Raw genomic sequence first — 23,031 nt, 5'->3', positions numbered from 1 at the left:
CGCTGCGCCCGAGCCTTGAGCAAAATTTGCGGGAAGCCCGCGGCTCAGAGCTCGGTGACCACCAGGTCGACCTGCCGGGGCCGCCCGGCCGCCCGGGGTGCCTCCTCGACCGTGTACTTCAGCTCCCGCAGCGCCCCCACCAGCGCGTCGGCGGTACGCGGCCGGGCGTCGGCGAGCAGCAGATCCCGCACCAGCCGGCCCTTCGTGGCCTTGTTGAAGTGGCTCACCACCGACCGGGCCGGCGTGCCGTCCACGATCCGTTCGTGCAGCACCCGTACCGTCACCGTGCGTTCGGCGAGCGCGCCGCGCGGCGTCCAGGTGGCCGCGTACGCGCCGGAGCGCAGGTCCAGCACCGGGCCGCGCCCGGCGGCGGGTTCCAGTACCGGGCCGAGCGCCGCCCGCCAGTACGCCGACAGCGCGCCGAGCCCCGGCAGCCGCGCCCCGATCGGGCAGCGGTACGGCGGAATCCGGTCGGCGAAGCGTACCGCGCCCCACAGGCCGGAGCTGATCAGCACCTGGCGGCGGGCCGCCCGCTGCGCGTCGGGGGGCAGCGTGTCCAGGCCGAGCGCCTCGTAGAGCACGCCGGTGTAGAGGCGTCCGGCCGGGGCGGTCGCTGCCTCCCGCAGCCGGGCGTTGCGCCGCAGCTCGCCGCGCTGCCCCTCGGTGAGGCCCAGCGCGGTCCGGGCCGCCGTCTCGTCCGGCCCGGCGCACAGGTCGACGAGCGCGGTCAGGACCGCCTCCCGGGCCGGGTTCAGCTCGGTCAGGGACAGCCGGGACAGGTCCAGCCGGCGGCCGGTGCCGGCCTCGGCCTTTCCCTCCGACGGGGGCAGCAGGATGAGCACCGGCACAGCGTACGGGCCGGGGTCAGCGCCACGGCCGCACGGCACGGTCGGGGTGGTACACGCGACTGCCGCCCACCTCGGCCACCACCGCCGCGTCGGCGCGGTCGCCCAGCAGCCGCCGCAGTGTGCGCTCGGCCGGGGAGCCGACCGCCACCACGTACCCGGGCCGTTCCGCGCGCGCCACCCGCTGCCAGTACGCCGGATAGCGGTTCTGCCCGGGCGTCAGCGCCCCGTCGAGCACGCCGCAGGCAACGGTCTCTCCGGTGTTGAAGATCAGCCGGTTGCAGGTCCAGTAGTCCCCGTACACCTCGTGCAACCCGGCGTCCCGCACCGTGTCGGCGAGGCGGCGGGCGGTGCGTTCCTCGTCCCGTACGCCCGGCACGCCGGCCAGGAACGCCACGGTCCCGGCAACGGTGGCGGCGGTCAGCCCGGCCAGCACCACCGCCGCCGCGGTGCCGCCGAGCCGGGCCGTCCACCCGGTGGTGGCCCGCAGGGCGTGCGCGGCGGCCAGCCAGAGCGGCCACAGCACGGCCGGCAGCGAGATCTGGAGCACCGACAGGTAGCGGGCGTTGCCGAGCGGGTCGGTCGCGGCGAGCGGGCTGCGCACGTACGCCAGAAGTGTCAGCACCGCGCCCGCGACCAGGGCGAGGATCGCCACGGCCCGGACCCGCGCGGCGTGGTCGGCGGCCCGGCGGTACGCGATCAGCCCGAGCGCGGCGGCGGCCACCAGCAGCACCGGGTAGAGCACGCCGAACCACTGCGCCCAGCGCGCGCAGCCGTCCATCGGACACATGCCCGACGCCAGTGGCACCCCCTCCAGCAGCCCGCCGCGCAGGCGTTCGGCCAGCGACGGCGCGACGCCCTCCTTGGTGCTGATCTCGCGGAACACCGACAGCGAGTCCTGCCCGGGCGGCGCGACGAGGTTGTCCTTGACCACCGGGGCGATCCCGGCCAGGAAGCCCGCGACCAGCAGCACGCCCGGCCAGCCGATCAGGTCCCGGGGCACCGCCACCGCGAGCACCACCGCCGCGACCAGCAGATACGGCGCGATCAGCCAGTCCGACCAGAGCGCCAGCCCGGCGAGCAGCCCGAACGCGCCGGTGGCCAGCCAGCAGTGCCGGATCCGTCGGCCGCCGAGGGCCACCGCGATCAGCAGCATCGCCAGCACCGCCGGCTTCACCTCCGGGCGGCCGCCGACCGCTGTGAGCTGGTCGCGGACCACGCGTTCCGAGCCGAGCGCCAGCAGGCCCACCACGACCACCGCCAGCCAGGGGGAGAACAGGCGGCGGGTCAGCCGGTACGCCAGCCACAGGAAGATCGCGAAGAGCGCGAGCAGCGGCAGCCGCAGCACCGGCCAGCTCGGCCCGGCCCAGCCGACGAGCGGCGCGGCCAGGTACGACTCCAGCACGCCCATGTAGCGCTGGCCGTAGAGGAAGACCGGCCGCTCACCACCGGCGGCGATGTGCAGCGCGGCCAGGCCGAACGTGGCCTCGTCGCTGTTCGACGCGGGCACCGTGAGCAGCGTCAGCACCAGCCGGTAGCCGACCCCCGCGGCGCCGAGCAGCAGCGCCACCAGCGCCGGCGCGTCCGGACGCGGTCGTACCGGGTTCCGCTTCGTCGTCGACACGACCAACGCCCCCGTCGTCGTCCCGACCGCAGTCTGTCACGGCGGCGCCCGGCGCCGGGGCGGATCGGCGTGGATCACTCGCGTGGCCCGGCCGGTCCGGTTGTGGCACTGTTGCCGTGTGCCGCCCACACCACCGGACCAGCTGGCCGTCCCGCAACTGCACCGCGCCGCGCGCTTCGAGGACGCCGTGCACGGCCTGGTGGAGCGCCGGTTGCGGCGCACCGGGTGGCAGCCCAACATCATCGCGTACGCGGGTTACGGCGCCCCCGGCTGGGCGCGCGTGCTCTGCCGGGTGCTGCTGGGCCGCCCGGACACGCGGCGGCGGGGCCGGCTGGACAAGGTGCGGGGCTGGCGCAGCTTCGCCACGCTGCCCGCCAAGCACATCACGGTGACCATCGAGGCCGACGGCGTGCGCCAGGAGGTGACCGCCGACCGCAGTGGCTTCGTCGACACCGTGATCGAGGCCGACTTCACCCCCGGCTGGGGCTGCGTACGCCTCAGCGTCGCCGACGCCGAACCGGTGGAGGCGCTGGTACGCATCCTCGACCCGGCCGTCCGCTTCGGCATCCTCTCCGACATCGACGACACCGTCATGGTGACCGCGCTGCCCCGGCCGCTGCTGGCCGCGTGGAACACGTTCGTGCTCGACGAGCACGCCCGCACCGCCGTGCCGGGCATGGCCGTGCTGTACGAGCGGCTGGCCACCGCCCACCCGGGCGCGCCGGTCTTCTACCTGTCCACCGGCGCGTGGAACGTCGCGCCGACGCTCACCCGGTTCCTGTCCCGGCACCTCTACCCGGCCGGGCCGCTGCTGCTCACGGACTGGGGACCGACCGCCGACAGGTGGTTCCGCAGCGGCCGGGAGCACAAGCGGGCCACGCTGGCCCGGCTGTCCCGGGAGTTCCCCGAGGTGCGGTGGCTGCTGATCGGCGACGACGGGCAGCACGACCCGGAGATCTACCGGGAGTTCGCCGCCGCGCACCCGGACAACGTCGCGGGGGTGGCGATCCGGCGGCTGTCCCCGACCCAGTCGGTGCTGGCCGGTAGCCTTCCGGCGCCCGCAGGGCGGTCGTCGTCGGGCCCGATCGGTCAGAAGTGGCTGAGCGCCCCCGACGGCGCCGGCCTCTGGAAGCTCCTCCGCGAAGCCGACCTGGTCTGACTCCTGCGGCCACCCGGCGACGGGCGGTCACGCGCCGACAGCCTGGGTGTGGAGAGCGACCGCCAGATCGCGGTCATCCCGACGCCGGGATATCACAGAGCGTAGTGCTGACCGGGAAGCGACTCCCCGATACGGTTATGACTCAGAGGCATATTTATGCCTCTGAGTCATAACGGGCTCAAGACGAAACCTTCAGACGGCCGCTCGGCCCGGTTGGCCGCCTTCCCCGTGACCCGTGCGTACCCTTGGCCCGCCGTCCGGGGTTTGGCCGCCGTTCGGGGGGTTGGCCGCCGTCCGGGGTGGCCTGCCGCCGCCGTGGGCCGCCCGGCCGGCTGGGCTGTGCCGTCAGGCCGGGCGGAGCCAGAGGACGCCCAGCGGCGGCACGCGCAGGGAGACCGACGCGGGCAGGCCGTGCCACGGCACGTTCTCGGCGTGCACCTCGCCCAGGTTGCCCACCCCCGACCCGCCGTAGTGGTGGGCGTCGGTGTTCAGCGCCTCGGTCCACGTACCGCCGGCCGGCAGGCCGATCCGGTAGTCCTCCAGCGGCAGCGCGGAGAAGTTCGCCACGCACACGAGCGTCTGCCCGTCCGGGGCGATCCGGATGAACGACACCGCGTTGTTGGCGACGTCGTCCCCGGCGATCCAGCGGAAGCCGGCCGGGTCGGTGTCCTGCGCCCAGAGCGCCGGGCTCTCCCGGTAGACCCGGTTCAGGTCGGCGACCAGCCGCTGCACGCCCGCGCGGGCCGGATCGTGGGTCAGGTACCAGTCGAGGCCGCGCTCCTCGCTCCACTCCCTGTCGTCGGCCAGCTCGCAGCCCATGAAGAGCAACTGCTTGCCCGGGTGCGCCCACATGTACGCCAGCAGCGCCCGCACCGTGGCCAGCCGCTGCCAGGTGTCGCCGGGCATCTTGCCGGCGAGCGAGCCCTTGCCGTGCACCACCTCGTCGTGGCTGATCGGCAGCACGTAGTTCTCGCTCCACGCGTACGCCAGGGAGAACGTGAGCTGATGGTGGTGGTGCTGCCGGTAGATCGGGTCCTTCGAGGTGTAGAGCAGGGTGTCGTGCATCCAGCCCATGTTCCACTTGAACCCGAACCCGAGCCCGCCCTCCGAGGTGGGCCGGGTGACGCCGGGCCAGGCGGTGGACTCCTCGGCGATCATCAGTACGCCCGGGTGGTGCCGGTAGACGGTGGCGTTGACCTCCTGGAGGAACGCGATCGCCTCCAGGTTCTCCCGGCCGCCGTGCACGTTCGGCGCCCACTGCCCGTCCTGCCGGGAATAGTCCAGGTAGAGCATCGAGGCGACCGCGTCCACCCGCAGCCCGTCGATGTGGAACTCGTCGAGCCAGTACAGCGCGTTGGCGACCAGGAAGTTGCGCACCTCGTTGCGGCCGAAGTCGAAGACGTACGTGCCCCAGTCGGGGTGCTCGCCGCGACGCGGGTCGGGGTGCTCGTACAGCGGGGTGCCGTCGAAACGGGCGAGCGCCCACTCGTCCTTCGGGAAGTGCGCCGGCACCCAGTCCAGGAGCACGCCGATGCCGGCGGCGTGCAGCCGGTCCACCAGGTGGCGGAAGTCGTCCGGGTCGCCGAACCGGGCCGTCGGCGCGTAGTAGCCGGTGACCTGGTAGCCCCACGAGCCGCCGAACGGGTGCTCCATCACCGGCAGGAACTCCACGTGGGTGAAGCCCATCTCCAGCACGTACGCGGTGAGCTGCTCGGCCAGCTCCCGGTAGCCGAGGCCGGGTCGCCAGGAGCCCAGGTGCACCTCGTACACGCTCATCGGCTCCTGGTGCGGCGCCTGCCGGGACCGGCGCGCGAGCCAGTCCGCGTCGCCCCACTCGTACCGTGACTCGTGCACCACCGACGCGGTGGCCGGCGGCACCTCGGTGCGCGCGGCCATCGGGTCGGCCTTGTCCCGCCACCGGCCGTCCGCGCCGAGGACGCGGTACTTGTAGCGGCTGCCCACCGGCATGCCCGGCACGAAGATCTCCCACACGCCGCTGGAGCCGAGCGAGCGCATCGGCCACCCGTCGTCCGGCGCCCAGCCGGTGACGTCGCCGACGAGCCGCACGGCCCGCGCGTTGGGCGCCCAGACGGTGAACGCGACGCCCTCGTCGAACACCCGGGCGCCGAGCGCCGCCCAGAGCCGCTCGTGCCGCCCCTCGCCGATCAGGTGCAGGTCGAGGTCGCCGAGCGTGGGCGGATAACGGTACGGGTCGTCGTGCGTCGTGCCGTCCACCTCGACCCGGTAGTCGAGCACCTCGCCGGGGAGGACCGCCTCGAAGACACCGGCGTCGTGCACCCGCTTCATCGGGTGCCGCTCGCCGTCGGCGAGCACCGCCACCTCGCCCGCGCCCCGGCGCAGCGTCCGGATCGTGGTGCTCCCGTCGGCCGGGTGCGCGCCGAGCACGGCGTGCGGGTCGTGTACCTCGCCGGCGATCAGCTGGTCCATCGGGCGTCGTCCTTGTCGGCCGGTGCGGTCGGGGCGGTGCCGCCGGAGAGGTCGGCGGGCACGTCTTCCACTGTCAGGTCGGGCGCGGCCGGCTGCTCCGGCTCGGCGGCGGTCGGCGCGGCCGGCTGCGGGGGCTCGGGTGCGGCCGGGCGGCGCACGGTGAGCACGTGCGCCGGTTGCAGGTACGGGTCGAGGCGCACCGCGTTGCGCTGCCCCCAGTCGTACTCGGCGCCGGTCAGCTCGTCGCGCACGGTGAACCGCTCGTGCCAGTCCAGGCCGAGCGCCGGCATGTCGAGCGTGGTGTTGCCCCACTGCACCTCGCGGGAGTCGAACGAGCAGACCACGATCACCGTGTTGCCGGTCTCCGGGTCGTGCTTCGACCAGCACAGCAGCGCCGGGTTGTCGATGTCGTGGAACCGCAGGTTGCGCAGCCGGTGCAGGGCGGGGTTGTCCCGGCGTACCCGGTTCAGCGTGGTGACGAACGGCGCCAGCGACCGGCCCTGCGCCAGCGCGGCGTCCCAGTCCCGCGGGCGCAGCTCGTACTTCTCGTTGTCCAGGTACTCCTCGGCACCGGGGCGCGCGACGTGCTCGAACAGCTCGAACCCCGCGTACATGCCCCACGAGGGGGACAGCAGCGCCGCCAGCACCGCCCGGATCTTGAACATCGGCGGGCCGCCGTGCTGCAACGACGAGTGCAGGATGTCAGGCGTGTTCGGCCAGAAGTTCGGCCGCATCCAGTCGACCGAGGCGACCAGTTCCTCGCAGTACTCCCGCATCTCGGCCGCCGTCGTGCGCCAGGTGAAATAGGTGTACGACTGGGTGAAGCCGATCTTGCCGAGCCCGTGCATGATCGCCGGCCGGGTGAACGCCTCGGCCAGGAACAGCACGTCCGGGTCGACCTTCTTGACCTCGGCGATCAGCCAGTGCCAGAAGTCGAACGGCTTGGTGTGCGGGTTGTCGACCCGGAAGATCCGGATGCCCTCGCCGACCCAGTGCAGCACCACCCGCAGCACCTCGGCCCGGATGCCCTCCGGGTCGTTGTCGAAGTTCAGCGGATAGATGTCCTGGTACTTCTTCGGCGGGTTCTCCGCGTACGCGATGCTGCCGTCGGCCCGGGTGGTGAACCACTCCGGGTGCTCGGTGACCCACGGGTGATCCGGCGCGCACTGCAACGCCAGGTCCATCGCCACCTCCAGCCCCTGCTCGGCGGCGGCCGCGACGAAGTCGCGGAAGTCCTCAGGCGTACCCAGATCGGGGTGGATGGCGTCGTGGCCGCCCTCGGCCGCGCCGATCGCCCACGGCGAGCCCACGTCGTCCGGCCCGGCGGTGAGCGCGTTGTTGCGGCCCTTGCGGTTGACCCGGCCGATCGGGTGGATCGGCGGCAGATAGAGCACGTCGAAACCCATCGCCGCGACACCCGGCAGTCGCTCCATAGCGGTGGCGAACGTGCCGGAACGCGCGGGCGCGTCGACTGTGGCCGGGACCGCGCCCTCGGAGCGGGGGAAGAACTCGTACCAGGCGGAGAAGAGCGCCCGCGGCCGGTCCACCCACAGCGTGCGCTCCTCGCCGGTGGTGACCAGCTCGCGCACCGGGTGCTCCCACAGCAGGTCGGCCAGGTCCAGCGCCGCGCTCACCCGCCGCGGCAGGTCCAGGTCGTCGTCGGCCAGCGCCCGCACGGCTTCGCGTACGCGATCACGGTCGGCCCTCGGCACCAGGTCGAGCGCGGCGGTGAGCACCCGTACGCCCTCGGCCAGATCGTTCGCCAGCTCGGCCGCGCCCTGGCCGGCGGCGAGCTTCTTCGTGACCGCGTTCTGCCAGGTGAGGTACGGGTCTCCGAACGCCTCCACGGCGAAGCGCCACAGGCCGACCGCGTCCGGGCGGATGGTGGCGTGCCATCGGTCCTGGCCGGGTTCACCCGGGCGCATCCGGGTGAACGGGCGGGCCGCGCCGTCCGGGCCGAGCCAGACCACGTTGCACCCGAGCGCGTCGTGGCCCTCGCGGTAGGCCCGCGCCGACACCGGTACGACCTCGCCGACCACCGCCTTGGCCGGGTAGCGACCGCAGGAGACGACGGGGGAGACGTCTTCGATCGGGAACCGTCCAGTCACCCGCTCAACCTACTGCGCGAGATCCTCTCGCGCTCGGCGACTTCACCTCAGCCCTCAACCCGCTCACGAGGGCGTCGAGTCCGTGCCGGTGAGGCACCCGTGCCGTTCCACCGAACGAGCGTGGGCTGCGGTGAGTGGAACGCTATGGGTGTCAAATGGGCGCTGAGGCACCCATGGCGTTCCACCGAACGGGTGGCGGACTTCCGGCGGCCGGCCCCGGTGCCACGAACGGCCTCTTCCCGCGCCTCGGGCACAGGGTCGGCGGGCTCCGGGCGATCTGGCCTGTCCGACAGCGACGTTCAGGTCGACCGCTGGGCGACGAAGACGAACTCCCGGCCGGGGCGGTCGGGCGCGTCCCGCACGTCGAGCACCCGGTAGCCGGCGGCGGTCAGGCTCGCCTCGACCTCGTCCCGGTCGCGGAACCGCAGCGTCGAGTCCGACGTGAGGACGGCGCCGTCGGCCGGGAACCGGTACGTGAACCGGAAGGACACGAACGGCAGGTCCACAGCGGTGACCTCGAGACGTCGTTCCACCGGCCCGACGCCCGGCACGTCCCGGGTCACCGGCGCGCTGTCCGCCGCCCACTCCTCCCACGCGCGGCGCTCGGGACGCCGCGTCTCGAACACGAGATGCCCGCCGGGCCGCAGCGCCGCGTGGACGCCCCGCAGGGTGCGCGCCCAGTCGTCGTCGGCGCAGAACACCTGAGCCACGTTGCCGGTCATCACGGCCAGGTCGGCGCGCAGCGGTGGCAGCGTCGTGGCGTCGCCGTGCACCCAGCGCACGCGGCCTTCGCGGTCCTTCGACCGGGCGACGGCGAGGGACGCCCCGGCCGGGTCGACCCCCACGACGGTACGGCCGTGCCGGGCGAGCAGCAGGGCCAGGTTCCCGGTGCCGCAGCCGAGGTCGAGCACCACGCGCGCGTCCAGCTCGTCGGCGATCGCGAGGTACGCGTCCAGGTCGTCCCGGTCGCCGTCGAACGCGTCGTAGACCGGCGCGAGCCGAGGATGGGCGAAGATCGCATCCGGCATCCGGGGACTGTATCCGCCGCCGACCGCGACCGGGCGGGCTGTTAAGAAGGGGCCCTTCCTCTACCGGAGGCGTTAACAAGGTGCCCTTCCTTACACCCCCACCGAGCGGTACACCTCGATCGTCTGGCGGGCGATCGCGTCCCAGGAGAAGTGCTCCACCGCCCGTCGCCGCCCCGCCGCCCCGAACGCCGCGATCCGCTCCGGGTCTCCCAGCAGCTCGTTCATGCGCGCGGCCAGGTCGGCCACGAAGCGCTCCGGGTCCAGCGGGGTGCCGGAGCCGTCGCCGGCCTGCTCGATCGGCACCAGCAGCCCGGTCTCGCCGTCGGCCACCACCTCGGGGATGCCGCCGGTGGCGGTCGCCACCACGGCGGTCTCGCAGGCCATCGCCTCCAGGTTGACGATGCCCATCGGCTCGTAGACGGACGGGCAGGCGAAGACCGTGGCGTGGGTGAGCACCTGGATCACCTCGTGCTTGGGCAGCATCGCCGCCACCCAGATCACCCCGGACCGGGTGGCCCGCAGCTCCGCCACGAGACCCTCCACCTCGGCGGCGATCTCCGGGGTGTCCGGCGCGCCGGCGAGCAGCACCAGCTGGGTGTCGGCGGGCAGCTCCCGGGCCGCGCGCAGCAGGTACGGCAGGCCCTTCTGCCGGGTGATCCGCCCGACGTAGACCACGCTGGGCCGGACCGGGTCGATGCCGAGCCGATCGAGCACGTCGGTGCCCGGGTCCGGGGCGTACTGCGCGGTGTCGATGCCGTTGTAGACCACGCGTACCCGGTCGGGGTTCACCGCCGGGTACGCGGTGAGCACGTCGCGGCGCATGCCCGCGCTCACCGCGATGATCGCGTCGGCCGCCTCGAACGCGGTCCGCTCGCACCAGGAGGAGAGCGCGTACCCGCCGCCGAGCTGCTCGGCCTTCCACGGGCGCAGCGGCTCCAGGCTGTGCGCGGTCACCACGTGCGGCACCCCGTGCAGCAGCTTCGCGGTGTGCCCGGCCAGGTTGGCGTACCAGGTGTGGCTGTGCACCACGTCGGTGCCGGCCGTCCCGGCGGCCATCTCCAGGTCGACGCCCATGACGCGCAGCGCGGCGTTCGCGCCGGCGAGCGCGGCCGGCTCGGCGTACGCGGTCACGCCCTCCTCGTCGCGGGGCGCGCCGAAGCAGTGCACCCGCACGTCGGCGAGCCGGCGCAGCTCACGGGCGAGGTATTCCACGTGCACCCCGGCGCCGCCGTAGACCTCCGGCGGGTACTCGCGGGTGAGCAGGTCGACGCGCATCGGTGCCATGCCCGCACCCTAGTGCAGAGCCGGGTGTCCCACGCGGTGCGCAAGTGTGGGCGTCCGAGTGGTGAAGTCGGTTCCGGGTCGTTAGCGTCTGAGCATGGCTGCCAAGGTGCTCGCGATCGTCCTGGCCGGCGGGGAGGGCAAGCGCCTGATGCCCCTGACCACCGACCGGGCGAAGCCCGCCGTCCCCTTCGGCGGGATGTACCGCATGGTCGACTTCGTCCTGTCCAACCTGGCGAACGCCGGCTTCCTCAAGATCGTCGTGTTGACCCAGTACAAGTCCCACTCGCTGGACCGCCACATCACCAAGACCTGGCGGATGTCGACGCTGCTCGGCAACTACGTCACGCCGGTGCCCGCGCAGCAGCGCCGCGGCCCGTGGTGGTTCGCCGGCTCGGCCGACGCGATCTACCAGAGCTTCAACCTGATCAACGACGAGCAGCCCGACTACGTGATCGTCTTCGGCGCCGACCACATCTACCGGATGGACCCCCGGCAGATGGTCGACGACCACATCGCCTCCGGCGCCGGGGTCACGGTGGCCGGGATCCGCCAGCCGCTGTCGACGGCCGACCAGTTCGGCGTGATCGAGGTCGGCGAGGACGGCAAGCGCATCCGCGCGTTCCGGGAGAAGCCCACCGACGCAGTAGGGCTGCCCGACGCGCCGGACGAGATCTACGCCTCGATGGGCAACTACGTGTTCACCACCAAGGCGCTGTGCGAGGCGGTGGAGCGCGACGCGGCGGACAAGACCAGCAAGCACGACATGGGCGGCAGCATCATCCCGATGCTCGTCGAGCGCGGCGAGGCAAACGTCTACGACTTCAAGGACAACGAGGTGCCCGGCAGCACCGACCGCGACCGCGGCTACTGGCGGGACGTGGGGACGCTCGACTCGTTCTACGACGCGCACATGGACCTGATCAACGTGCACCCGGTGTTCAACCTCTACAACTTCGACTGGCCCATCTACACCGAGCAGCCGCCGTACCCGCCGGCCAAGTTCGTGCACGCCTGGGGCGAGCGCGTCGGCCGCGCGGTCAGCTCGATGGTGTCGCCCGGCTCGGTGATCTCCGGCTCGCTGGTGGAGAACTCGATCGTGGCGCCGAAGGTGAAGGTGCACTCGTGGGCGCACGTCGACGGCGCCGTGCTGATGGAGGGTGTCCAGATCGGCCGCCACGCGGTCGTCCGGCGCGCGATCCTGGACAAGAACGTCCACGTCCCGGAGGGCGCCGAGATCGGCGTCGACCTGGAGAAGGACCGCCAGCGCTACACCGTGTCCGACAACGGCATCGTCGTCATCGGCAAGGGCCAGCGCGTCGAGCCCTGAGCATTCCCGCCGCATCCCCGAGGAGGATCCCGCAGTGGCCCACCCCCGTGCCGGCCAGCCCGCACAGCCCGACGACCTGGTCGACGTGCCCCGGCTGGTCACCGCCTACTACGCCGAGCACCCGGACCCGGACGACCCGGCGCAGCAGGTCTCCTTCGGCACCTCCGGGCACCGCGGATCCAGCCTGCGCAACGCCTTCAACTCCGACCACATCCTCGCCGTCACGCAGGCGCTCTGCGACTACCGGCGCGAGCAGGGCCTTTCCGGGCCGCTGTTCCTCGGCCGGGACACCCACGCGCTCTCCGCGCCCGCCGAGGCCGACGCGCTGGAGGTGCTCGCCGCCAACGACGTGACCGTGCTGCGCGACAGCCGCGACGGCTACACCCCGACGCCCGCCGTCTCGCACGCCATCCTCACCCACAACCGGGGGCGCACCAGCGGCCTCGCCGACGGCATCGTGATCACCCCGTCGCACAACCCGCCGTCCGACGGCGGGTTCAAGTACAACCCCACCCACGGCGGGCCCGCCGACACCGACGCCACGAAGTGGATCCAGGACCGCGCGAACGCCATCCTCGCCGCCGGGCTCAAGGAGGTGAAACGCATCCCGTACGCGCGGGCGCGCGCCGCCGCGACCACCGGCGAGTACGACTTCCTCGCCCGGTACGTGGACGACCTGCCCGCCGCGCTGGACATCGACGCGATCCGCGACGCCGGGGTGCGCATCGGCGCGGACCCGATGGGCGGGGCGAGCGTGGCGTACTGGGGCGAGATCGCCGAGCGGCACCGCCTCGACCTGACCGTGATCAACCCGCTCGTGGACCCGACCTGGCGGTTCATGACGCTCGACGGCGACGGCAAGATCCGGATGGACTGCTCGTCACCGAACGCGATGGCCTCGCTGATCGCCGCCCGGGACGACTACGCGGTCTCCACCGGCAACGACGCCGACGCCGACCGGCACGGCATCGTCACGCCCGACGGCGGCCTGATGAACCCCAACCACTACCTGGCCGTGGCGATCGGCCACCTGTTCCGTACCCGGGAGCAGTGGGGCCCGGCCGCGGCGGTGGGCAAGACGCTCGTCTCCTCCTCGATGATCGACCGGGTCGCGGCCGACCTCGGCCGTCCGCTGCTGGAGGTGCCGGTCGGGTTCAAGTGGTTCGTGCCCGGCCTGCTCGACGGCACCGTCGGCTTCGGCGGCGAGGAGAGCGCCGGGGCGTCGTTCCTGCGCCGCGACGGCGGCACCTGGACCACCGACAAGGACGGCATCCTGCTCTGCCTGCTCGCCGCCGAGATCATCGCCACCACCGGCCGTACGCCGAGCGAGCACTGGGCCGAGCTGGCCGACCGCTTCGGCGCGCCCGCGTACGCCCGGATCGACGCCCCGGCCGACCGGACGCAGAAGGCCGTCCTGGCGAAGCTGTCGCCGGAGCAGGTCACCGCCACCGAGCTGGCTGGCGAGCCGATCGCCGCGATCCTCACCAGCGCACCCGGCAACGGCGCCGCGATCGGCGGGCTCAAGGTGACCACCGGGTCGGGCTGGTTCGCCGCCCGGCCGTCCGGCACCGAGGACGTCTACAAGATCTACGCCGAGTCGTTCCAGGGGCCAGAGCATCTGGCCCGGATCCAGGAGGAGGCCAAGGCGCTGGTCGACGGCGTGCTGGCCACCGCGTGAACCGGCTCAGCGGGGCGGGGGCAGCTCCCGGCGGCTGAGCTGCTCCCGCAACCCGTCCGGCAACAGCTCCCGCAACTGGTCGGGCAGCAGCGGCAGGTCCAGCAGGCTCAGTTTGAGCTGGTTGCGCTCCTGGTAGCGGCGCGGGTCGAGACGGACCACGCGGCCGGCGTCCTTGACGTACCGGATGTGCACCGAACCCTCGGTCGCCGCCTGCCGGATCAGGAGGCCGTCCATCTCCACCGCCACCGGTGCCGAGTCGGCGCGCAGCTCCAGGTGAACCGTCTCGTGCGCGGAGAGCAGCACCGAGCGGGAGATCCCGGCCATCGGCGCCGACGGCGTCACCACCATCGCCTCCGTGGCCGGTGAGATCAGCGGCCCGCCCGCGGCATAGCTGTACGCGGTCGAACCGGTCGGCGTGCTCACCACCAGCGCGTCGCACCGGTAGTAGCCGTACCGCTGGCCGTCCACCGCGAGGGTGGCCGTGACGAAGCCGGCGCCGGGCTGCCGGACCAGGGCGATGTCGTTGAACGCCACCACGTCGTCGCCGCAGACGTCGCAGGCCAGGCAGGCGTGCGACTCGACGGTGAAGTCGTGCTCCACCAGCCGCTCCAGCGCCCGGGGCAGGTCCGGCGGTTCCACCTCGACCAGGAAGCCGACCCGGCCCAGGTGCACGCCGAGCACCGGCTTCGGGTCGCGGACGGCCATCCGCAGTGCGCCGAGCATGGTGCCGTCACCACCGATGCTGATCAGCGCGGCGCAGCGGTCGGCCAGCTCGTCCGCCGCGATCGCCTCCACCGCTGCCGGTACGCGGGCGCGGTCCTCGGCGCGTACCGCGAGGGTGATCCGGTGCCGGGCGGCCCAGTCCGCGACGATCCCCACCACCTCGGAGACGTCCCGGGTGGGGTGCAGCACCAGACCCAGCACGTCACCCGCCACCACTACAGCTCATCACACCGGCGGCGCACGGCAGCGGTTACCGGAACCGGACCACGCCGGGACCCGGCAGCCGTGATCCGAAATCCCCCTTTGGGGTGGTAGTGGCCACTATGGTGTGAACATGCCGGTCCCGTATGGTGTCCAGTCGATCGTCCCCGCCGCCGACGTGGGAGTGCCGTCCCGTGCGGACGCGCCGGGTCTCCGGGTGCGCCCGGCCATCGTCGCGGACGCGGAATGGCTGGCCGAGGTCAGCCAGGCGTCGTTCGCGCGGCATCTGCACGACTACCTGACCTCGGCTCAGCCCGGCGTCGGCCGGTTCTGGGAGGTCGTGCTCGCACACCCGGAGTCGTTCCCCGGCCGGTGTTTCCTGGTGGCCGATGACCAGGACGGCCGGCGGCTGGGCTTCGCCGACCTGACCCGGGTCGAGCCGGGCCTGGCGCACCTGTCCTACATCTGCGTGGTGGAGGCCGCCCGTGGCCGCGGCGTCGCCCGGGAGCTGCTGCGCGCCTACGCTCGCGCCCACCCCGACCTCCGGTCGATGCGGCTGGACGTGTTCGCCGACAACGCCCCGGCCCGTGCGCTCTACGACCGGCTCGGGTTCGCCGGCGACTCCACGACCACGTGGTGGGTCGCCGACCTCGCGCTCGGCGGGGTCGCGCCCGCCGCCGACGTCCGCTTCGACGGGCTGCACGCCGCCCGGGCCTGGCTCGACACGTACGGCTTCGGTGAGCTCACCGTCGTCGCCGGAGACGCCACCCACGTGCTGGGGCGGCCGAGCCCGGGGGTGCTGCGGTGCTTCGACCCGGCGACGCTGCGACGGCCGGCGGTGGTCGCCGCCGTGGTCCGGGCCTTCCCCGGCATCGACCGCGTCCTGGTCATGACACCCGGCGAGGACGCGCCGCCCAGCGCGGTCGGCCCGCTGCGGGCCGTCAACCGCTCGCTCAGGATGTCCACCACCGAGATCCGCGCCAGACTGGAGCTTCCGTGACGCAGACGATCCCCAAGACCGCCACCGACCCGGGTGCCTTCCGCACGCCGAGCCTGTTCTACCGGGCGGCCCGGGAGGGCATGCGCGACCTGCTCGCCCAGCCCGAGGTCTGGCGCGGCGACCGGCGCGACATCCTGCTGCCGTCGTTCATCGGCTGGTCCGCCAACGAGGGCAGCGGCGTCTTCGACCCGGTGACCGAACTCGGGCTCGACCCCGGCTTCTACGACCTGACCGAGGACCTCGCGGTGGACGTGTCCTCGCTGGAGGCACGGCTCGCGGAGCGTCCCTACGACGTCGTGGTGGTCATCCACTACTTCGGCCGTACCGAACGGGCGATCGGCCGGATCCGGGAGCTGACCGACAGGCACGGCGCGCTGCTGCTCGAAGACCTCGCACACGCGTGGTTCACCCACGCGCTCGGCGGGCCGGCCGGCCGCACCGGGGAGGTCTCGCTCTACTCCCTGCACAAGATGCTGCCGATGCCCGGCGCACGCGGCGGGATGATCACCTACCGCGACCCGGGCCGGCTCACCGGGCAGCGGGAGACCGAGCCGGACCTGTCCCGGCACGTGCTCGACCACGACACGCTGGGCATCGCCGCGCGGCGGCAGGAGAACTTCCGCGCCCTCACCGCGCTGCTGCGCGACCTGCCCGAACTCGGCGTCGCGTTCGAGCTGATGTGGCCCGAGCTGGCACCGGACGACGCCCCGCAGACGCTGCCGGTGCGGATCCTCGGGACCGGCCGGGAGAACCGCGACCATGTCTATGCCGAGATGAACCGCGAGGGCTTCGGCATGGTCAGCCTCTACCACACGCTCATCGCGCAGTTGCGGGACCATCCGTCGATGGCACGGCTGTCCCGGCAGATCATCAACTTCCCCGTACACCAGGACGTCGCGCCGGCCGACTACCCGGCGCTGGTCGCGAGCTTCCAGCGGGCGCTGGGCACACTCCCCGAGCGCGGCGCGCTCGCGCCTGCCGGACGTCCGGCGGCACCGGCCCAGAGCGGCGCCTCGGCGCCGCGACCGTCCGGCGTGCCCACCGGCTCGGCCTGAATACGGTCGGTGCCCCGCCCGGCGCGGGCGGGGCACCGACGGGCTCAGCGGACGCCGGTGAGGCGCCGTTCCTGGTCGAGGTCGAGCATCTGCGCCGACGGGTCGACCGCCACGCCCGAGGCGCGCAGGACCTTGCCCGCCGTCCGCGCGAGGATGCGCAGATCGAGCCAGAGGGACCAGTCGAGAACGTAGCGGACGTCGAGTTCCAGGCGTTCGGTCCAGGCCAGGTCGTTGCGGCCGTTGACCTGCGCGAGCCCGGTGATGCCCGGCCGGACCTCGAACCGCTTGCGCTCCCGGTCGGTGTACCAGGGGTCGTAGCGCAGCAGCAGCGGCCGGGGACCGACCAGGCTGAGGTCGCCCCGGAGCACGTTGACCATCTGCGGCAGCTCGTCGATGCTCAGCCGCCGCAGCGTCCGGCCGACGCCCCGGCAGCGGACCCCGTCGGGCAGCAGCCGGCCCTCCGCGTCGCGGTCGTCGGACATCGTCCTGAGCTTGAGGACCCGGATGCGGCGCTCGTACCGGCCGGTGCGTTCCTGCCGGAAGAAGACCGGGCTGCCGAACTGGGCCAGGACCAGCAGCGCCGCGACGGCCACGACCGGCGCGGTCACCACGAGGACGACGAGCGCCACTGTGATGTCGACGAGCCGCTTGAGCCGTAGCTCGACCGACCGCCGGGCGGGGCTCACCGGGAGTGCGCCTTCCCGGCGGCCTGCGGGGCGTACTCCCCGGGTGGTCCGCCGACGCCCGCGGCGTGCTCGATGACCTCGGCCATCCGCACCGCGGAGATCCGGTTGTCGAAGTGCCGGTGCGACCGCTCGCGGGCGCGTACGCCGCGCTCGGCGAGACGCCCGGACCGGAACTCGGCGTACGCGTGCTCGATGGCCTGCGCCAGGGCGGCCGGGTCGTCCCGGGGGACCACCCACCCGCAGCTCTCGTCCACCGTCTCCGGCAGCCCGCCGGCGTCGCTGACGATGCTGGGAACGTCCAGCAGCGCCGCCTCGGGCGGCGCGCCGTGGCCCTCGCTCAGTGACGGGCTGACGCTGAGGTCCGCCGCCCGGTAGTAGGGCCGCACGTCGTCGGCGGTGTCGATCCAGCGGACGGAGTGGTCGTCGGCGACCCCGAACCGGCGGATCAGCTCCTGCCGGTGGTCCTCGCCGGCCTGGTCCGAGCCGCCACCGACGAGCATCAGCACCGCCTCGGGGTGCCGGGACCGGATCTCCTGCCACGCGGCGAGCAGGACGTCGTGGCCCTTGAACGCGCGGTCCCGGTGGGCGGCGAGCTTTCGTGGGGGATAGACGTACGCCACCATGATCACGACGAACTGGTCCGGGCTCAGCCCGAGATCCGCGCGGCACTTCGCCCGGGCCTCCGCCCGCGTCGCCGCCGTGTCGTCCGGCAGGTCCGCGGTCGCCCAGGCCAGGTTGAGTCCGCTGGTGACGGCCGGGCGACGCGACGCCGGTACGCCCAGCTCGCCGTAGAGGCGGGAGGTGTAGCGGGTGCCGCAGATGATCGTGCGGTCCAGGCGCCAAAGCAGCCGCTCGACCATCCGGACCGCCCGTGACTCCAGGAACGCGGGGCCGGCGACGAACTGCACCCGCGCCAAGGGCAGGCCGACGGTCGCGAGCCGCGCGCCCAGCGTGGCCGCGTACAGGTGGTGGTAGAGCACCTGGGGCCGCAGGCGGCGGACGAGGCGGCGCAGCCGCCACAGCTCGGACAGCGTGCTCAGGCTGGGGCGGAAGCGGAACGAGAACGGCGACGCCACCGTCCGGATCCCGGCCTCGGCCAGGCGGTCGTTCAGGCGCCCGCCGGGTGGGCAGATCACCACCACCTCGTGGCCGCGATCCCGCAGGGCGCAGGCCTGCGGGATGGTCCAGAGTCCGCCGTAGTTCGTCTTGACGATGACGGCGACGCGCAGTGACCGGCGCCCGGGCGGGTCGCCGGCGACGCCGGACCGGGGATCGTGCCTCACGTGTTCGCCTCCAACAGTCGGCGCGACGTCGTTCGCCGCTCCACCCAGGGCAACGAGCTTTGTGGTGTTTAGTAACCAACGTCGGATTCCCTCGTTGGCCCTGCGGAGAGAGCACCGGCGAGCGGTAGGAGCGCACGTGAGAGTCGTCGTCACGGGGGGCGCCGGTTTCATCGGTTCCAACCTGGTGCGGGCCCTGTCGGAAACGGGCCGGGTCGCCGAGATCGTCGTCGTCGACGACCTCTCCACCGGGTCGGTGGAGAACCTGCGCGGGCTGCCGGCGGAGGTGCTGATCGGCACCGTCCTGGACCCCGCGCTGCTCGACCGCGCGATGGCCGGCGCCTCCAGCGTGGTCCACCTCGGAGCCCTCGGCTCGGTGCCCCGCTCCATCGACGACCCGCTGCGCAGCCACCACGCGAACGCCACCGGCACCCTGACCGTCCTCGACGCCGCCCACCGCAACGGCGTCCCGCAGTGCGTGCTGGCCTCCTCGTCCTCGGTGTACGGCGCCAACCCGGTACTGCCACGCCAGGAGGGCCTGCGGCCCATGCCGGTCAGCCCGTACGCGGTGTCGAAGCTGGCCACCGAGGCGTACGGGATCGCGTTCGCCAACTGCTACGGCATGGCCGTCCTGCCGTTCCGCTTCTTCAACGTCTTCGGACCGAGGCAGGCGGCGAACCACGTGTACGCCGCAGTGGTCCCGCGGTTCGTCACCGCCGCCCTGGAGAACCGGCCGTTGCAGGTGCACGGCGACGGGCGGCAGTCCCGGGACTTCACCTACGTGGGCAGCGTGACCTCGGTGATCGTGGACGCCGTGCTGCGGCAGGTGGCGGCCCCGGACGTGGTGAACCTCGCGTTCGGCGCGCGCATCTCCCTGCTCGACCTCATCGCCGAACTGGAGACCGTGCTGGGGCGGCCGCTGGACGTCGTGCACGTGCCGGCGCGGCCCGGTGACGTCCGCGAGTCCCAGGCCGACCACACGCGACTGCGCGAGCTGTTCCCGGCCGCGTCGCCGACGCCCTTCGCCGAAGGGCTGCGGGCTACGGTCGAGTGGTTCCGGTCGCTTCGGGTCGACGAGCCCGTCGGGTCCGGCACGTCCGGCTGATCCCGACCCGATCGGAGCCTCATGGCCAGGATCCTGCTGTTCGGCGCGTCCGGCTTCCTCGGCCGGGCGGTCGAAGCGGTCCTCGCGGAGCACTTCACCGTCGTCGCGCCCAGTCGCCGGGAATGCGATCTCGTCGCCGCGGACCGGTCGCGGCTCGCCGCGTTCCTGCGCCGGGCACGACCCGACGGGGTGGTCAACTGCGCCGGCCGGATCGCCGGGACGAGCGCGCAGTTCGTCGAGTCGCACACTCTGATCACCGCCAAGCTGATCGACTGCGTGGCCGAGGTCTCGCCCGGCGTGCGGCTGGTCCGGATCGGCTCGGCGGCCGAGTACGGGGTCGTCCCGCACGGCGCCGTCGCGACCGAGACCGACCCGGCCCGGCCGGTGAGCGACTACGGGATCAGCCAGCTGGCCGCGACCGACCTCGTGCGGCTGGCCGCCGCCAGTGGCCGGGTCGACGCGGTGGTGCTGCGGGTCTTCAACCCCGTCGGGCCCGGCTCGACCAGTGGCAACGTGCTGGGACGGGCAGCCGAGCTGCTCCAGGCGGCGTTGGCCCGGGGGGACCGGCGGATCGAACTGGGGCTCAACGACTCCTACCGCGACTTCGTCGACGTCCGGGACGTGGCGGAGGCGGTGCTGGCGGCGCTCAACGCCCGACGGCTGCCGGAGTCGATCTACAACGTGGGCAGCGGACAGGCGGTCGCCACCCGGGAGGCAGTCGAGATGCTGGCCCGCCATGCCGGGTTCACCGGACGCTTCGTCGACGGGCTCCGCTCGCCGACTGCGGACCGGTCCGCGGCGGTGCCGTGGATGTGCGCCGACATCAGCCGGATCAGCGACGCCCTCGGCTGGGCGCCGAGATACCCGCTGGGCGAGTCCCTGGCCGCGTTGTGGGCAGCCCGCTCCCACGTCACGGCCGGCTCCGGCACCCGCCACGTGACGGTCAGCGCGCGTCCGGCACCAGTTCCGCCGTCGGCGCCGGTGCGGTGAGAGGTGCCGCCACGCGGGCCCGCCGGTTGAGCCGTACGCGCAGGACGACCAGAACGACGACGGAGAGCAGCGCATACAGCGCGATCGAGGCGGTCGCCGCGCCCATCGTTCCCCAGCGGGAGATGGCGAGGCCGTAGCAGGCGACCGACGCCACGGCGGCGAGCAGACCGACCCCGGCGGCCTGTTTCGTGCCCCCGGTGCCGAGCAGGGCTCGGCTTGCGATGCCGAAGGGCGCCAGGCACAACTCGGCGAGCAGGAGCGGCACGATCAACGGGCGGGCGGACCCGAACTCCGCGCCGAAGACCGGCACCACCAACAGCCAGCCGCCGGCCGCGACGACGGCGCCGCTGACGAGCGTTGCCAGCAGCGTGTAGCCGATCGCACGGACGGGCCAGGGATCGCCGTCGCGCTGCGCGGCCTGCCGCTGCGACAACTGTCCGATGGCGGCCGGAAGGAGGCCGACCACGCTGCTCAGCGTCGCGGCCAGGGCGTAGATGCCCACCGCGCCGGGACCGACGAGGACACCGAGCAGGTAGCGGTCGGCCCGCTGGAGGAAGCTCGTCCCGAGGGAGAACCCCAGAGACGGGGCGCCCATCCGGATCAGCCCGGTGACGTCCCGCCGTCGCGCCCGTGCGAACCGCGCCAGCCCTTGGCCGCGTACCAGCGTCCACTGCGTCACCGCCACCGCGAGCAGCGCGGTGGCCTGGCACATCAGGAGGAGCCACACCTGCGCCGAGACGACGACCGCGATGGCGATCCCGATCAGGCCGGCGGTGGTGGCGGCGATGTTCCACACCGCGCCCCGGCGAAAGTCCCCGTCCGCGAACCGGAGATCGGTGAGCTGGTCGAGCGCGATGTTGGCGGCGCCGCCGAGCGCGACCGCGGCGAGCAGCCGTACATCGGTCAGCGCGGGGCCGAGCAGCGGCGCGGAGAGACGGACCGCGGCGGCCGCGGCCGCCCCGGTGCAGACCGCGGCCACCACTGTCATCCAGCAGTACGCGGAGAGCAGTTCGTCGCGGCGGTGCCGGGAGGCGGCCTGCGGCAACTGCGCGCGCATGGCGGTGCCGCAGCCCAGGCGGCCGACCAGCATCACCACGCCGGCGACCGTGAGGACCAACACCATGACGCCCCGGTCGGCCGGCCCCAGCGCCAGGGTGGCGAGGACGGCGACGCCGCTGCTGCTCAGGGCGGCGATGCCGTTGGCGCCGGTCAGCAGGACGATAGTGCCCAGATGGCGGCGGCTCATCCGGTGGGCACCGCCGGCCGGTCCGCTCCGCCGCGCGGCGCCACGGTGTTCCGGCCGTAGATGGCCAGGTGCTGCTCGACCGACCGCTCCATCGTGAAGACGCTGTCCTGGAAGGCCGCCAGCGCCCGCCGGCCGCCCCTCGGCCGTCCCGGCACGAGGCCCAGGCGGTGTACGGCGTCAGCCCAGGTCTCGGCGTCGGCGTCGACCGGGACCAGGGCGACACCGGCGAGCTGGTCGTCGATGAACCGTGCGCCGGGCAGGTCGGACGCGACCACAGGGGTGCCGACGGCGCGGGCCTCCAGGACTGTGCCGGGCAGACCTTCGAGCGCGGAGGGTTGCAGCAGGAGGTCGGCCTGGGCCAGGAACTCCCCGACGTCAGCCCGCGGACCCACCAGGTGCATCCGGTCGAGTACGTCGTGCCGGGTGGCGGACTGCCGGACGGCGTCGTCGTCCCGGTCGTCGTGCGGACCCACGAACACGGCCCGGCAGCCGATCCCGCGTTCGCGCAACGCGGCGACGATCGACGGCACCATCGACCGCCGCTTGAGCGGGTGCGGGCGGCCGATCACCACGCAGACGAGGTCGTCCGGGGCGGCGCCGATCTCGTCGCGGAGCCGCAGCGTCGACCGGCGGTGCAGGCGGCCCAGGTCGAGACCGTTGGGCAGCACCCGGCACCGCGGGTCGTTCTCCCACGACGGCCGGTAGCACGAGGTGAGAGCGCCGGGGGCGACGCCGAGCACGTCCGTCGCGCAGAAGTGGATGAGGCGCACCATCACGCCCCGCTGCAACCGGCGGCGCAGGCTGTCCGGATGTCCGTCGCGGTCGGACCGGAAGTGCGCGATCCGGATCGGCACCCGCGCCAGTGCCGCGAGGAACAGCACGAAACCGGAGAACGTCGCGACGTCCGAGTGCACGGCGTGCGGACGGACCTGCCGAAGCAGGCGGTAGAAGCGGACCGGGAACCGACGGTCCAGCCGGATCGGGTGGATCCGTGAGCCCAACTGCTCCACCTCGTCGCCGCGCGCGCCCTTGACGCCGCTGAGCGTGACGAAGGACGTCCGCACCCCGGACGCCGCGAGCCGGGGCAGCAGTTCTATGGTGCGCTGCTCGGCGCCGCCGATGTCGAACGCGCCGAGGACCCGTACCACGCGGATCTCCGGAGGCCGGGGGGCCGGCGCGCCGGACGCGCTCGTCGTCGCCGGGTCGCTGTGGCTCGCGCTGGACATCGTCTCTCCCGTGTCGGG

At 73.3% G+C, this 23,031-nt stretch carries 18 protein-coding genes; 7 read left to right on the top strand and 11 right to left on the bottom strand.

From position 1 onward, the window contains the following. Positions 1-44: 44 nt before the first annotated feature. Together yaaA and IF06_RS0110110 are read right to left on the bottom strand one after the other, a co-directional pair. On the bottom strand, positions 45-848 hold the full coding sequence (gene yaaA / locus IF06_RS0110115; protein WP_013285280.1) for a peroxide stress protein YaaA: 804 nt from the start codon (positions 846-848) through the stop codon (positions 45-47). A 16-nt stretch (positions 849-864) separates the two neighbouring features. Beyond that, entirely contained in the window at positions 865-2,469 is a 1,605-nt protein-coding gene (locus IF06_RS0110110; protein WP_030270472.1) for a hypothetical protein, read from the bottom strand. A gap of 82 nt (positions 2,470-2,551) precedes the next feature. On the opposite strand from IF06_RS0110110, the gene IF06_RS0110105 reads away from it, so the two are divergent. Next, positions 2,552-3,628 (top strand): App1 family protein, encoded by a 1,077-nt coding sequence (locus IF06_RS0110105; protein ID WP_013285282.1) that lies wholly within the window; start codon positions 2,552-2,554, stop codon positions 3,626-3,628. 345 nt (positions 3,629-3,973) lie between these two features. Here IF06_RS0110105 and glgB read toward each other — a convergent pair whose 3' ends face one another. The 4 genes from glgB to glgA form a co-directional block, all read right to left on the bottom strand. Next, positions 3,974-6,076, bottom strand: coding sequence for a 1,4-alpha-glucan branching protein GlgB (gene glgB / locus IF06_RS0110100; RefSeq protein ID WP_030270468.1), 2,103 nt, complete (start codon positions 6,074-6,076; stop codon positions 3,974-3,976). Then, complete coding sequence (locus tag IF06_RS0110095; protein ID WP_013474744.1) at positions 6,064-8,184, bottom strand: alpha-1,4-glucan--maltose-1-phosphate maltosyltransferase; 2,121 nt, start codon at positions 8,182-8,184, stop codon at positions 6,064-6,066. Before IF06_RS0110095 ends, glgB begins: the two co-directional genes overlap by 13 nt. Positions 8,185-8,483: 299 nt before the next feature. Further along, on the bottom strand, positions 8,484-9,212 hold the full coding sequence (locus IF06_RS0110090; RefSeq protein WP_030270466.1) for a class I SAM-dependent methyltransferase: 729 nt from the start codon (positions 9,210-9,212) through the stop codon (positions 8,484-8,486). Between the two features lie 90 nt (positions 9,213-9,302). Further along, positions 9,303-10,496 (bottom strand): glycogen synthase, encoded by a 1,194-nt coding sequence (gene glgA / locus IF06_RS0110085; protein WP_030270464.1) that lies wholly within the window; start codon positions 10,494-10,496, stop codon positions 9,303-9,305. Between the two features lie 94 nt (positions 10,497-10,590). Between glgA and glgC the strand changes: the two genes are divergently transcribed. Then, positions 10,591-11,823 (top strand): glucose-1-phosphate adenylyltransferase, encoded by a 1,233-nt coding sequence (glgC, locus tag IF06_RS0110080; RefSeq protein ID WP_013285287.1) that lies wholly within the window; start codon positions 10,591-10,593, stop codon positions 11,821-11,823. A gap of 34 nt (positions 11,824-11,857) precedes the next feature. Beyond that, complete coding sequence (gene pgm / locus IF06_RS0110075) at positions 11,858-13,501, top strand: phosphoglucomutase (alpha-D-glucose-1,6-bisphosphate-dependent) (protein WP_030270462.1); 1,644 nt, start codon at positions 11,858-11,860, stop codon at positions 13,499-13,501. A 6-nt stretch (positions 13,502-13,507) separates the two neighbouring features. Here the strand turns inward: pgm and IF06_RS0110070 are convergent, their stop codons facing one another. Continuing rightward, complete coding sequence (locus tag IF06_RS0110070) at positions 13,508-14,437, bottom strand: NAD(+)/NADH kinase (RefSeq protein WP_030270460.1); 930 nt, start codon at positions 14,435-14,437, stop codon at positions 13,508-13,510. A 121-nt stretch (positions 14,438-14,558) separates the two neighbouring features. Here IF06_RS0110070 and IF06_RS32800 point away from each other — a divergent pair, with 121 nt between their 5' ends. Further along, positions 14,559-15,425 carry a GNAT family N-acetyltransferase gene (locus tag IF06_RS32800; RefSeq protein ID WP_145752643.1) on the top strand — a complete coding sequence of 289 codons (867 nt, stop codon included), beginning with the start codon at positions 14,559-14,561 and terminating at the stop codon, positions 15,423-15,425. Next, positions 15,422-16,480, top strand: a complete 1,059-nt coding sequence (locus tag IF06_RS0110060; RefSeq protein WP_013285291.1) for a DegT/DnrJ/EryC1/StrS family aminotransferase — start codon at positions 15,422-15,424, stop codon at positions 16,478-16,480. Before IF06_RS32800 ends, IF06_RS0110060 begins: the two co-directional genes overlap by 4 nt. A gap of 44 nt (positions 16,481-16,524) precedes the next feature. Here the strand turns inward: IF06_RS0110060 and IF06_RS0110055 are convergent, their stop codons facing one another. After that, a complete protein-coding gene (locus IF06_RS0110055) occupies positions 16,525-17,166 on the bottom strand; it encodes a sugar transferase (protein ID WP_013285292.1) in 642 nt (213 codons plus the stop codon). Further along, the gene (locus tag IF06_RS0110050) at positions 17,163-18,449 is read right to left on the bottom strand and encodes a glycosyltransferase (RefSeq protein WP_030270456.1); all 1,287 of its coding nucleotides are present in this window, start codon (positions 18,447-18,449) and stop codon (positions 17,163-17,165) included. The genes IF06_RS0110055 and IF06_RS0110050 overlap by 4 nt, the downstream gene beginning before the upstream one ends. Before the next feature lie 136 nt (positions 18,450-18,585). On the opposite strand from IF06_RS0110050, the gene IF06_RS0110045 reads away from it, so the two are divergent. Together IF06_RS0110045 and IF06_RS0110040 are read left to right on the top strand one after the other, a co-directional pair. Continuing rightward, on the top strand, positions 18,586-19,551 hold the full coding sequence (locus IF06_RS0110045; RefSeq protein ID WP_030270454.1) for an NAD-dependent epimerase/dehydratase family protein: 966 nt from the start codon (positions 18,586-18,588) through the stop codon (positions 19,549-19,551). 21 nt (positions 19,552-19,572) lie between these two features. Further along, on the top strand, positions 19,573-20,541 hold the full coding sequence (locus IF06_RS0110040) for an NAD-dependent epimerase/dehydratase family protein (RefSeq protein ID WP_013285295.1): 969 nt from the start codon (positions 19,573-19,575) through the stop codon (positions 20,539-20,541). Here the strand turns inward: IF06_RS0110040 and IF06_RS0110035 are convergent. Continuing rightward, complete coding sequence (locus IF06_RS0110035; protein ID WP_013285296.1) at positions 20,495-21,787, bottom strand: lipopolysaccharide biosynthesis protein; 1,293 nt, start codon at positions 21,785-21,787, stop codon at positions 20,495-20,497. The two genes, IF06_RS0110040 and IF06_RS0110035, sit on opposite strands and share 47 nt — an antisense overlap. Further along, on the bottom strand, positions 21,784-23,013 hold the full coding sequence (locus IF06_RS0110030; protein ID WP_013285297.1) for a glycosyltransferase: 1,230 nt from the start codon (positions 23,011-23,013) through the stop codon (positions 21,784-21,786). The genes IF06_RS0110035 and IF06_RS0110030 overlap by 4 nt, the downstream gene beginning before the upstream one ends. Positions 23,014-23,031 lie beyond the last annotated feature (18 nt).

Origin of the sequence: Micromonospora globosa (assembly GCF_000717585.1) — a bacterium.
GTDB lineage: Bacteria > Actinomycetota > Actinomycetes > Mycobacteriales > Micromonosporaceae > Micromonospora > Micromonospora aurantiaca.
This window is presented reverse-complemented; position numbering and strand designations above follow the sequence as displayed.

Excerpts from the sequence above, each read along its gene's own strand:
- glgB (WP_030270468.1), bottom strand. The coding sequence starts at position 6,076 with ATGGACCAGCTGATCGCCGGCGAGGTACACGACCCGCACGCCGTGCTC.
- IF06_RS0110090 (WP_030270466.1), bottom strand. The coding sequence starts at position 9,212 with ATGCCGGATGCGATCTTCGCCCATCCTCGGCTCGCGCCGGTCTACGAC.
- glgA (WP_030270464.1), bottom strand. The coding sequence starts at position 10,496 with ATGGCACCGATGCGCGTCGACCTGCTCACCCGCGAGTACCCGCCGGAG.
- glgC (WP_013285287.1), top strand. The coding sequence starts at position 10,591 with ATGGCTGCCAAGGTGCTCGCGATCGTCCTGGCCGGCGGGGAGGGCAAG.
- IF06_RS32800 (WP_145752643.1), top strand. The coding sequence starts at position 14,559 with ATGCCGGTCCCGTATGGTGTCCAGTCGATCGTCCCCGCCGCCGACGTG.
- IF06_RS0110040 (WP_013285295.1), top strand. The coding sequence starts at position 19,573 with ATGGCCAGGATCCTGCTGTTCGGCGCGTCCGGCTTCCTCGGCCGGGCG.
- IF06_RS0110035 (WP_013285296.1), bottom strand. The coding sequence starts at position 21,787 with ATGAGCCGCCGCCATCTGGGCACTATCGTCCTGCTGACCGGCGCCAAC.
- IF06_RS0110030 (WP_013285297.1), bottom strand. The coding sequence starts at position 23,013 with ATGTCCAGCGCGAGCCACAGCGACCCGGCGACGACGAGCGCGTCCGGC.